This is a genomic window from Novosphingobium sp. MBES04, assembly GCF_000813185.1.
Classification (GTDB): Bacteria; Pseudomonadota; Alphaproteobacteria; order Sphingomonadales; family Sphingomonadaceae; genus Novosphingobium; species Novosphingobium decolorationis.
On the sequence record NZ_DF850490.1, the window covers coordinates 222620 to 233568 of the forward strand.

General features: G+C 66.3%; 9 protein-coding genes. 5 read left to right on the forward strand and 4 right to left on the reverse strand.

The window, feature by feature from the left end; genetic code table 11:
- The first annotated feature begins 186 nt into the window (after positions 1-186).
- On the forward strand, positions 187-1302 hold the full coding sequence (locus tag MBENS4_RS22905; RefSeq protein WP_039396338.1) for a Fic family protein: 1116 nt from the start codon (positions 187-189) through the stop codon (positions 1300-1302).
- Between the two features lie 129 nt (positions 1303-1431).
- Positions 1432-2904, forward strand: a complete 1473-nt coding sequence (locus MBENS4_RS22910; RefSeq protein WP_052322728.1) for an MFS transporter — start codon at positions 1432-1434, stop codon at positions 2902-2904.
- A gap of 128 nt (positions 2905-3032) precedes the next feature.
- Here the strand turns inward: MBENS4_RS22910 and MBENS4_RS24465 are convergent, their stop codons facing one another.
- From MBENS4_RS24465 to MBENS4_RS22925, 3 genes are read right to left on the reverse strand one after another with little or no spacing between them, the layout of a single operon-like run.
- A complete protein-coding gene (locus MBENS4_RS24465; protein WP_144401071.1) occupies positions 3033-4034 on the reverse strand; it encodes a nuclease in 1002 nt (333 codons plus the stop codon).
- Between the two features lie 13 nt (positions 4035-4047).
- Positions 4048-5247, reverse strand: a complete 1200-nt coding sequence (locus MBENS4_RS22920) for an ElyC/SanA/YdcF family protein (RefSeq protein ID WP_242405097.1) — start codon at positions 5245-5247, stop codon at positions 4048-4050.
- Positions 5248-5249: 2 nt separating this feature from the next.
- The gene (locus MBENS4_RS22925; protein WP_039396343.1) at positions 5250-7757 is read right to left on the reverse strand and encodes a TonB-dependent receptor; all 2508 of its coding nucleotides are present in this window, start codon (positions 7755-7757) and stop codon (positions 5250-5252) included.
- A gap of 157 nt (positions 7758-7914) precedes the next feature.
- Between MBENS4_RS22925 and MBENS4_RS22930 the strand changes: the two genes are divergently transcribed.
- Positions 7915-9021: an ROK family transcriptional regulator gene (locus tag MBENS4_RS22930; protein ID WP_039396346.1), complete on the forward strand. Its 1107-nt coding sequence runs from the start codon at positions 7915-7917 to the stop codon at positions 9019-9021.
- Between the two features lie 168 nt (positions 9022-9189).
- On the opposite strand, the gene MBENS4_RS22935 is transcribed toward MBENS4_RS22930, so the two are convergent.
- Positions 9190-9462, reverse strand: coding sequence for a hypothetical protein (locus MBENS4_RS22935; RefSeq protein WP_159108124.1), 273 nt, complete (start codon positions 9460-9462; stop codon positions 9190-9192).
- On the opposite strand from MBENS4_RS22935, the gene MBENS4_RS22940 reads away from it, so the two are divergent.
- On the forward strand, positions 9452-9784 hold the full coding sequence (locus tag MBENS4_RS22940) for a hypothetical protein (protein WP_052322729.1): 333 nt from the start codon (positions 9452-9454) through the stop codon (positions 9782-9784). The genes MBENS4_RS22935 and MBENS4_RS22940 overlap by 11 nt on opposite strands.
- A 405-nt stretch (positions 9785-10189) precedes the next feature.
- Positions 10190-10949 (forward strand): IS5 family transposase gene (locus tag MBENS4_RS25110; protein WP_144401080.1). Its coding sequence is split into 2 segments (ribosomal slippage), with 761 coding nucleotides annotated over them: positions 10190-10502 and positions 10502-10949; the frame shifts between segments, so codons are not numbered across the junction. This gene is flagged as partial in the annotation.

Sequence of the window (10949 nt, forward strand, 5' to 3'; positions counted from 1 at the left end):
GGAGGGTAAAGGGAATTTTCATTCGTTGCCAGTCCCGAAGATTGCGCACCTGAGGAATGACCTTACGCAGCGTCCTGAAATTGGGCGCATTTCGGGGTGTACCTATCGGGCTCTATGATTGATAGCCTGCCGCTTATAGATCATATTTTCTTGAATATTGATCTATAGGAGGGCATTCCTTCGATCATGCACTGGAACTGGCAACAGCCCGACTGGCCTGACTTCACTTACGATCCCGCCGCGCTGCGCGAGGCAGAGGACCGCTTCCTCAAGGGGGCAGGCGTGGTTGTCGGCGCCATGACCCATCTCGCACCCCAGGACCGCGAGCAGCTGACCATCACGATGATCGCGCAGGAGGCGGTCGACAGCTCAGCCATCGAAGGCGAAGTGCTCGACCGGGCGAGCGTGCAGTCCTCGGTCGCCCGGCATCTGGGCATCAAGGCCGACACCCGCCGGGCCAATGCCGCCGAGGCCGGGGCCGCTGAACTCATGGCGGACCTCTACCGCACCTATGCCGAACCGCTGAGCGAGCCTATGCTGCTGCGCTGGCACGCCATGCTCATGAACGGACGGCGCGATCTGCATGAGGTCGGCAGCTACCGTAGCCACCCCGATCCGATGCAGATCGTCTCGGGCGCGCTGCATGCGCCCAAGGTCCATTTCGAGGCGCCGCCCTCCGCGCAGGTTCCCCGCGAGATGGACCGGCTCATTGCCTGGTTCAACGACACCGCTCCTGCAGGTCCCACGCGCACGGGGGCATTGGTACGGGCGGGACTTGCCCATCTCTGGTTCGAAACGATCCACCCCTTCGAGGACGGCAACGGCCGTATCGGCCGGGCCCTTGCGGAGAAGGCACTGGCGCAGTCGCTCGATGCCCCTGCCATTACCGCGCTTGCCGAAACCATCCAGCGCCGCCGCAAGGCCTACTACGAGGAACTGCACCGCGCGAGCCGCTCCAACGCGGTGGATGCCTGGCTTGCGTGGTTTGCCGACACGGCGCTGGCCGCACAGGCACGAAGCCGGGACCACGTGGCCTTCCTGATCGCCAAGACGCGCCTGTTCGACCGCCTGCGCGGCGCGATCAACGAGCGGCAGGAGAAAGCCTTGCTACGCATGTTCGCGCAAGGCCCCGACGGCTTCGAGGGAGGCCTCAGCGCGGCGAACTACCGCACGATCACGGGCGCACTCTCGGCCACCGCGACCCGCGACCTGGCCGAACTGGTTGCGCTGGGCGCGCTGCGCCGGGAGGGGGAGCTACGCTACACGCGCTATTATCTGGCTCTCGACGACCTGGCGCCATGAGGCGATAATATTTCTTATGTTAAATATTGTGGCATGACACTCATTGTCGCGGACGACAGGTCTGCGATCCCGGAGTTGGCCGCACTCCCTTTCCTATAACCGTAAAAGAGGCTTGCTAGGGCGCAAGCCATGTCGTTCCCAATTTCTCGGACGAGCGCAGGCTGGAATCGTCGTCCCGCAGGCCGCCCTGCGCCATCAGGCCACCCATCGCCCATCCTCCGCCAGCCTTCCAGGGCGACCGCGGGAGAGGCCCGCCTTCTGGCCTATGCGGCGGGAAATTTCGGCAAGAACATTACCTTCTCAGGCGCCGAAATCACCTTCCTGTTTCTGCTTACCGAGCTGCTCGGCCTGCGCGCGGCCACGGCGGGCGGGCTCATGCTGCTGGTGCTGGCGGGCGACCTCGTCTTCGACCTCCTCGCCGCGCGCATCGTCATTGCCATGCAGGCACGCGGGCGCAGCTACCGCTGGCTGATCGTGGCGGGAGCCGCACCTTGCGGTCTTGCCTTCGCAGGTGTCTACGCGCTGCCCTTCCTTTCGAGCCAGATCTTTGCCGGAGCCCTTCCCATGGCCGCGATGGCGCTGGTGCTCGTCCTCTTTCGCGGGGCCTATGCGGTGATCGACGTCCCGCACAACGCCCTGATGACCCGGGTCAGCGCCGACAGCCGGGTGCGCGCCCGCGTCTCGGGATATCGCCGCCTGTTCTCATCCTGCTCCTCGCTCACCATCGCCCTTCTCCTCACGCCCATCGTGCAGGCGGCCGGCACGACCGGCGACCATACCCGGCTCGCGCTGGCTGGCGGGCTCGTCGGGCTTGTCTTTACCGCGACCATGATCGCGAGCGCGCGCTACGCGCCAGGCACGGCGGATAGCAGCGCTTCCCCCAGCGCACCGCGATGCCGCGACGGCCTGCGCGTGCCATTGCGCGCGCCGCTGGTCCTCGCCATGCTCGCCCTGGCCGCGCTGACCGGCTTCGCCTCGCCCGCGTTTGAACGCATGCTGCTCTACATGGGTGAGCACGTACTCGCCGCGCCCGGGCTGGTCGGGGGGATCCTCACGGCGATCACCATCGGCCAGTTCGCCGGGGTTGCCGCCTGGACCGCGCTTACCGCGCGCATCGACGGCACCCGCCTCCTGATGCTGGGCCACGCGACCTGCCTTGCCGGCCTTGCCCTCTTCGCGCTGACCGGCATTGCCTTGCCGATGGGCACTCCCGCGCCCCTCCTCGCCAGCGCGCTGGTGATGGGCTTTGGCCAGACCGCGATCTACATGCTGCCCTGGAGCCTGCTCGCCGATGTCGTCGATGCGCTGGAATGGCAGTACCGGCGCCGCTTCGAGGCCGGGCTCTTCGCGATCTTCCTCGTCGCCATCAAGGCCAGCGGCGCGGCCTCGACGGCGAGCCTGGGCTTTCTCCTCGACCTTGCCGGATACAGCCCCGGAGACGCCGCGAGCCCCGCGGTACGCGGCACAATCCTGGCACTCGGCCTCGCGCTGCCCGCCGCGGGGAGCCTGGCCGTCATCGCGGTGCTGAGCCGGGTGAGGCTGGGCCATGCCCGCCATGCCCGGATTCGGCGCGCGCTGGTCTGGCGGGCAGGGAAGACATAAGAATTAGGCAAGGGGTCATCACCCCTTGACCCCATGACCGGGCGACCTCGCCTCTCTCGGCCAACGTGGCTCGTGAAAGGTGAGGCGGCCCGGTTTGGGGAGCCCGAGGGCGATGGCCCTCGGAATCTTCAAAGCCCCGCAGGCGCACTTCCCGTTTCGGGATTGAAGGCCGGATTGGCAAAGTCGATGGGCGAGGGGTCGACCTTGGCCGGATCCTGCCCGCTCTCGGCCCAGGCGCGGCACAGCATGTCGCGCAGCATGGCGGCAGCCGAACCTGTCTGGGTCAGGATCAGTTCGCGCACGTCCGCATCGGAAAAATCGCCGAACTGGTCGCGCTTCTCCAGTTCGTAGACATAGCCGACCTTGTCCCCGGCCGCATCGAGATAGGCAAGAACGGCGTCGAACATGTCCCCCTCGCCATGGGCTCTGGCCGGCATCTGCGCGGTGACATCCTCCGCGCTCAGGTCCATCGCATCGACGAAGCGGCTCTCGAAGCGGCCATGCACTGACCTGCTGGTGGTATAGCCCTTCGGGTTGTCCCCCAGCCAACCATCGGCATGGACGGAATCGTGCATCGGGTTGCCCCCGTCGCCGATGTAGTGACCAAGGCGGATCGCGTGGAACGCGCAGTGCCGTTCGGGCACCGAGGCGTCCCCGCCCGAGGCCCTGGCCGCGCGGACCTGGCGCATGCACACGATCAGCCGCTCGTAGGCTTCCATGGCGGCGTAGGGCAGCGTGCCGGTCCAGCGCACGTTGGTCCGCGCAGCCGCGGCGGGATCGCTGTCCTTGATCGCCTCGCGGTGCTTGAAGAGCGCAAGCACGAATTCGTAGCGCGAACGCGGGATCGGATCGAGGAAGGTGAACTGCTCGCGAAACCAGCCATGGTTGGGGTCTTCGGCGATCTTGGAGAAGCCCTCATCGTTCCCGCGCCAAGCATCGGGATAGCCCGCAGAGGCGGTGATGTAGTCCTCGTACTCCTGGAGGAACACCGGGCCATCGGCGGGGATCGCCTCCAGCGCCGCGCGGTCGATCATCTCGTGGCCACGCTTGCCCCAGGCATGGGCGGAGGGGGCATTGAGAACCAGCGCGGACGAAACCGCGAGCGCGGCAAGGGTGAGTTTGCGCATCATCGGGAAAGTCTCCTCAAGGGTCGAGCGGGTCGCGCGGGTCGACCCGCAGCGACCGGCGCGAGGGCGTGAATTCGAGCGCGGTGGGCGAGAGGCGCTGACCCACCGTACCGGGCTGGTAGCCAAGCTCGTCGGTGTTGCGCTGCGTGAACGCGGCGCTTTCGATGTAGGCGCTCTGGCCCTCGTTGCTGACGATCAACATGGGCCGATCAAGCGGGGCGCCCAGCATCGCCAGACGACGCGCCGCATTGCGCAGGTTCGTCGTCGTGTGGCGCGCATAAGGCTCGATCACGATGGCCTCGGGCGCGATGGCGTAGCGTTCGATGAGCGCGCGGCGCATTTCCTCGGCCTCGGCAAAGCGGGTCTCGCGCGGGTGCGCGCGGCCGCCGGATAGGACGATGAAGCCGATGTCGCCGTGCGCGAAACGGGTCGCCGCAACGCGCAGGTGGTACTTACCAAGCGGACTGAGGGACTGGCCTTCCACTTCGGGGCCGATGCCAGTCAGGATCATCGCCGGATACGTAGTTGCCGACCAGTCGAAACCCTTCGCCCGCGCCATGGCCGGGGCGTTGAGCCCTTCCTCGATGGGCTCGTAGCCGATGGCATCGGTGCGATCGCTGGTGTCCAGGAGCGCGATGGCAAATTCCAGGCTCGGGTCGAAGTCCTGCACCGAGCCCTCACGCACCACGCGCGACAGGCCTGAAGCCCCTTGCAGGCGGGCCTCGCGTTCGCGCGCGTCGATGGCCCCCGCGCCGTCGATCTCGGTGTAGGCCGGACGCACGCCCAGGGCATAGGTGCGGATGATCGTGTTCACGCCGGCCAGTTCGCGGCGCACCTGCGCGGCCACGCCGTCATCGAAGACGCCGGGAGCTTTTGCGTCGAGCCTTGCGGCAAGAGCCTGCGCGCTCGTCGCGATCTCCGCCTCGCTCCATATCTGCGAATAGGCGAGGCAGACAAGATCGCGCGCGCACTCGTTCCGGCGCGCGGCGCGGGCTGCCAGGATCTGCGCCAGCGCGGGCTCGGCCTGCGCCGACCGCACGTTGGCGGGATGTCCCAACAGCGGGAAGAGGCGCTGCGAAAGCCGCTCGCTCACACGGTCACGCACCACGCCGGTGCGAACCGCCCCGGCATGTGCCGGGACGGTTGCGAACGGGAGAGCTCCGGCAAGGGCCGCAACGCCCGCCAGCGCCAGGGCCAGAGCGGCCGTCCGGGGCACCCTTACCACTTCACGCCGACAACGAGGCGCACGTTGCGCCCGAAGATCGGGCGGCCGTAGATGGCCTCGGAGCTACCCTGCCCGCTGATCGAGTCGGTACGGGTGTTGCCCTCGGTCAGGCCCTTCTCGTTGAACAGGTTGTCGCCCACGACCTGCGCCGACCAGCGCCCGTGGCGCACCGTCACACCCGCCCCCACGGTGCCGAAGGCCGGCAGCGCGGTGTTGTTGTAGATGTCGACGTAGCGCTTGGACTGGTAGGTATAGCGCCCATAGACCGAGATCTCGGTCTCGCCCGCCAGCAAATCGAAGCTCGGGCGGATGTTGCCGTAGACCTTGGGCTGGCGGGTGATCTGCTTGCCTTCGGCCAGTTCGGGATCGGCGCCGTTGGTGTTCTGGAAGTTCTTGTACTGCGGGTCACTGACGGTCAGCGCGGCGTTGAGCGTGAACCAGGGGACGGGCTTGAAGGCGCCGTCGAACTCGATGCCCTTGACCTGCGCCTCGCCCACGAAGGGCACGTTCACGTCGTTGCGGCCCGTGGTCGGGTCGAAGGCGAGGAACGAGGCGTTGTAGGGGTCGTAATTGGTGTAGAAGCCCGTGACGTAGAGATAGGACTGCCCGAAGGCGAGCTTGAGCCCGGCCTCGAACTGGTCAATCTTGGTGGTCGCGATGGTCGGGTTGATCGACATCGCCACCTGCACGTTGTTGGGCGTCTCCATGTGCGAGGCGCGCCCGTAGACGCCCACCTGTGAGGAGAAATCGTAGTTCGCGCCCACCGTCCAGTTGGTCGCGTTGGGCGAAAGACCGCCATTGACGATGGTGCCGTCGAAGGCGCGGGTCATGTCGTCGGCCAGCGTCGTATCGTCGCCAAGGTTGACCTGGACGGTGTTCGCGGCCCAGCCATCGAAGCTGTAGCGCTCGTGGCGGATGCCCGCATCGATGCTGAGGCCCGGTGCCAGTTCCCAGGTGTCGTTGGCGTAGAAGGCGATGACGGTGCCATCGCTGTCGCCTGCGTTGAGCGTGGCCGCCACGTTGAGCGCGCCGTTGTCGGTCACCCGGCCCATCACGCCGCCTTGCGCATCATAGGCCACAAGGTCGAGCGTCGCGGGCTGGCCGGCCACCTGGATCAGGTAGTTCTGGTAGAGCTGGAACTTGTCCTCGCCATAGGCGCTGGCGTAGACGCCCACTTTCAGGTCGTGGCTGCCGATGCCGGTGTCGAAACGCTTGGCGACCGAGAGGTCACCCTGCGCGGAGTAGAACTTGGACGCGACGTTGCGGTACTGGCCCTGCATGACAAGGCCGGAGTCGTCGTAAGGGTCATAGGCCGTGTTCGTACCCGCCAGCACATAGCCGAGCGAGGCCGGAGCGCCCCAGGCCGCGCTCGCGCGGTCCACGTAACCGGCCGCAAATTCGTCCGCATCGGCCGGGTTGGTGGTCGAATAGAACGCGTCGAAGTCGAGCTTGCCCTGCGTGTACCCGGCCTTGGCCGAGACGAGCCAGCCATCGAAGTCGCCTTCGTACTGCACCCCGAAGTTGAACAGGCGCATGTGACGGCCATCGGCAAGGTCGCCGGTGCGGCTCTGGAGGTTCCCGTTCCCGTCCTGGTAGCGCAGGTTCACGTTGCGGAACGCGGGCGAGTTCATCGTGCCCTTGAAGTAGTCGATATAGGGATCGAGCGAGACCGAGGGATCGCGCGGGTCCGAGATCGGGATCGGCAGGTAGAAGACATTGTGATCGTTGACGTAGTTCGCCGTGACCTTGACCGAACCGTTGTCGAAATCGTGCTTGATGTTGGCGCGCACCTGACCGCCCCGGTCGTTGGGGAAGCCGTTGTCGCGGTAGCCGTCATGATGGCGCAGGAAGCCGCCGATGGCGTAGTAGGTGTCTTCGCCCAGGGGCCCCGACTGCATGGCGTCAAGCCGGTAGAGACCGGTGTCGCCCAGTGTCACCTGCGCCTTGCCGCGCGAGACGTCGCTGCCCGTCACCGTGATCTGGTTGACGATGGCCCCCGAACGGCTTGCGTAGATCGGCGCCGGACCGCCACGCACGACTTCGACGCGCTCGGTCATCAGGTCGTACTTGATCGCCGCATCGCCGCGCCAGAAGTAGCCGTCGTTTTCGTGAAAGACGGTCAGGCCGTCCTGCTGGAAGCTGGTGACACCGTCGCTGGGCAGACCGCGCACGCGGTAGATGTTCTGGACCTCACCACCGGTAATCTCGGTCTGGAAGCCGGGAACCTGGCCGACCAGATCGGCGAGGTTGACCGGCGCGATCTTGGCGATTTCCTCATCGTCCAGCGTGTTAACCGCGTAGGACACATCGAAGCGGCGTTCCGCGCGCGTCGAACCGGTGACGATGATCGTGTCCGAGCCGCTCTGTACAGCGCCGGTGGCCGCCGCATCGGCCGTGGCGACAGGCGCGGTCTGGGCCAGCGCAGGCGCGCACATTCCGGCCATCAGGCCCACACTCAAGGCAGCAAGCGCGCTGGAGCGCACGAGATCGGTTTTCAGCATATACCCCTCACGTTTCGACAGTCCGCAGCGCAGGTGGCGCGCGGTGACGAGGGGCCCTGTGACGGCGCTTTGTGACCCATTTAAATATTTTTTGAAAAATAAAAAGATATGACTATTCCGCGACTCTCCACGCGCGCAATGGCAGGGAGACACGGCGATGAACGGACATGGCCTCGACAAGGATCAACGCCGGCTGATCGACCAGCTGCGCCGTACCGGGCCCGCCTCGCGCACCCAGCTGGCGCAGGCGCTCGACTTCAGCGCGGCCTACCTCACCAAGCTCTCGCGTGAGCTCCTCGCCCTCGGCCTGCTCCACGAACGCCCCGAAGGCACCGCGGCGGGACGCGGCCGTCCGGCCGTCCCGCTCGCCATCGCGGCCGAGGGCGGCTTCGCGGTGGGGGCAAGCGCGCACAAGGGCATTCTCGACCTGGCGCTGGTCGACTTTGCCGGAACCCCCATCGCCCGCCACCACGAGACGGTCGCGCCGATGACGCCCCGCGACTTTGCCCAGAGGGTGCGCAAGCTGGTGCACGAACTGGTCGAGGAGCATGGCCTCCTGGGGCGGCGCATGCTGGGCATTGGCGTGGCCGTTCCCGGGCCGCCGATGACGCGCGAGGGGACGCACTGGCACGCGGTCGATGCGCTGCCGGGCTGGCGCGACGTGCCGCTCAGGGACCTGCTGGCGGCCGAGTTCAACTGGCCGATCTGGCTGGAGAACGACGCCAACTGCGCCGCGCTTGCCGAGTTCTACGCGGCGGGGCGCGTGCGCGACATGTCGCATCTGGCCGTACTGCTCCTGGGCTTCGGCATCGGCGCGGGGCTGATCGTGGACGGCGTCCCCTTGCGCGGCCAGCACGGCGCGGCGGGCGAGATCGGCTGCCTCTATCCGCTCGACGCGCCGCGCCCGAGCCCGCTCGACCTCCTGGGTCTCCTGCGCGCCGAGGGCCTCGCGCTGGCCTCTCTGGACGATATCGACCCCGCCTCGTCCCGTCAGGCGCCGGTCATTGCGCGCTGGATGGACCGCGCGGCTGCCCAGCTCGAAATCCTCGTCAGCACCGCCTTTGCCTGGTTCGATCCGGGGGCCATCGTGCTAGCCGGAACCTTGCCGCGCGCGCTGCTCGAAGGGCTCCACGCGCGCCTCTGCAATACCCAGCTTGCCACCATGATCGACGCGCGCCGCCCGCCGCTGGAGGTTTCGCGTCTCGAGGGCTCGCCCGTCACGCTGGGCGCGGCCATGCTCCCGCTGCACGCCATCGCCAGCTGAGCCCCCGTCCCGCCCACCCCTGTCCTGCCACGGACAAATCCTGCCAGATCTGGCGGGTTTTGCCGATTGCATCGGGGGCCCTATGCGCGAAGTCTGGACAAAGGGAAGCGCCCAGGGCCTGCCGCCCCCAAGGTGCAAAGGAGAGGAACCCCGATGCCATTTCGAAGCCTATCCACGCTGGTCACACTGACCGCCCTTGCCGCGACCAGCCTTGCCGCGTGCTCCCCCTCGGGCGAGGCGCCGGAAGAGGCCACGGCCACCGACAGCGCGCTCGACCCGATCCCCGGCCCCCTCCCCCGCCTCGAGCGCGGACGGCACAGCCGCCGGGATCGCGACGCCGCCCCCGCTCAACGCGACGCCAGCCAGCGCCCCGCCCACACCGCCTCCCGCCGCCTCGCCGCCAAGTGGCACCTCCGCGCGCGAGGAGGGCATGACGACCAAGCGCATCCGCTTTGCGCCGGGCACCTCCAGCGCCATCGAGGAAGGATCGATCACCGGCTACGACAGCGTCGACTACCTCCTTGGCGTCAAGGCCGGGCAAAGCCTCAATATCTCGCTCGCCACGAAGCACACCGCGACCTACTTCAACCTGCTCGAACCAGGCGAGAGCGTTGTTGCGATCTTCGCGGGCGCCTCGGCCGGGGACCAGTTCGAGGGCGTCGCGCAGAAATCGGGCGACTACCGCATCCGGGTCTTCATGATGCGTAGCGCCGCCCGGCGCGAGGAAACGGCCAGCTACCGCCTCGAGACCATCGTCAACTAGGTCGTAAACTCATTAATGGCGACCGTGAGCAGCCTTAGAGAGCGCTGCTTCGTAGGCATCCACTGCCTCGCGGTACTGCTGCTGCTTCCGCTGAAGCATGCTCCGACGAGCGAAGGAAATGGTAGAGACCAAGACCGCCCCGCCGAGCATCGTCGCTGCGCCCTCGAGATCACCCCATTTCTTGTAGTTGTACGCCGCTCCGGCGGTGAAGGCGAATGCGATTACCCACCCTGTCCAAGTGATAACGCGCTCCGCTTGCCAAGAGACATGTGGCTCGGGACGGCCGCTGCGCGGGTTGATTACGTAGTCACGAAAGCCAAACATGGCGTTTGCTTTTTCATGTCCCACCAACTGTCGCAATAGCTAGGCCTTCCATCTGGCAAAGAATTCTGATTCAGGCTCCACATGAGCAGATATGACCTGACCGACTTTGAATGGCACGTGATCGAGCCGTTGCTGCCCAACAAACCGAGAGGCGTCCCGCGCGTCGATGATCGGCGAGTGCTGAACGGTATCTTCTGGGTTTTGCGTTCTGGTGCGCCTTGGCGCGACTTGCCGGAGCGCTATGGCCCGCGCACTACCTGCTACAACCGCTTCGTGCGCTGGCGAAAGGCGGGTGTCTGGGATCGGATGATGGACGCCATTACCACGGCGCACGATGGCGACATCCAGATGATCGACAGCACTTCCGTCCGCGCTCATCAACAGGCCGCGACGGCAAAAAGGGGGATCGAGATCATTGTCTCGGTCGTTCCCGAGGTGGCCTCACGACCAAAATCCACGCGGTCGTCGACGGGCAAGGCCGCCCGATCCGGCTAAGCCTGAGCGCCGGGCAAAGCCATGATGGCCAAGCTGCAGACGGTCTGCTCGATCATGTTGGCGCTGGGACAATCGTGCTGGCGGACAAGGCCTACGACACGAATCGCATCCGGGCCTCTCTCCGCGAGAAAGGGGCGTTCGCCAACATCCCGCCAAAGTCCAACCGCCGAACAAAACCGTACTTTAGCACTTGGCTCTACCGCGAGCGGAACTTGATCGAGCGCTTCTTCTCCAAGCTGAAGCACTTCCGCCGGGTTGCCACCCGCTACGACAAACTGGCCGAAAACTTCCTCGCCATGGTCCAAATCGCCTCGATGCCGCTGTGGCTCCGTGTTTATGAGTCTAC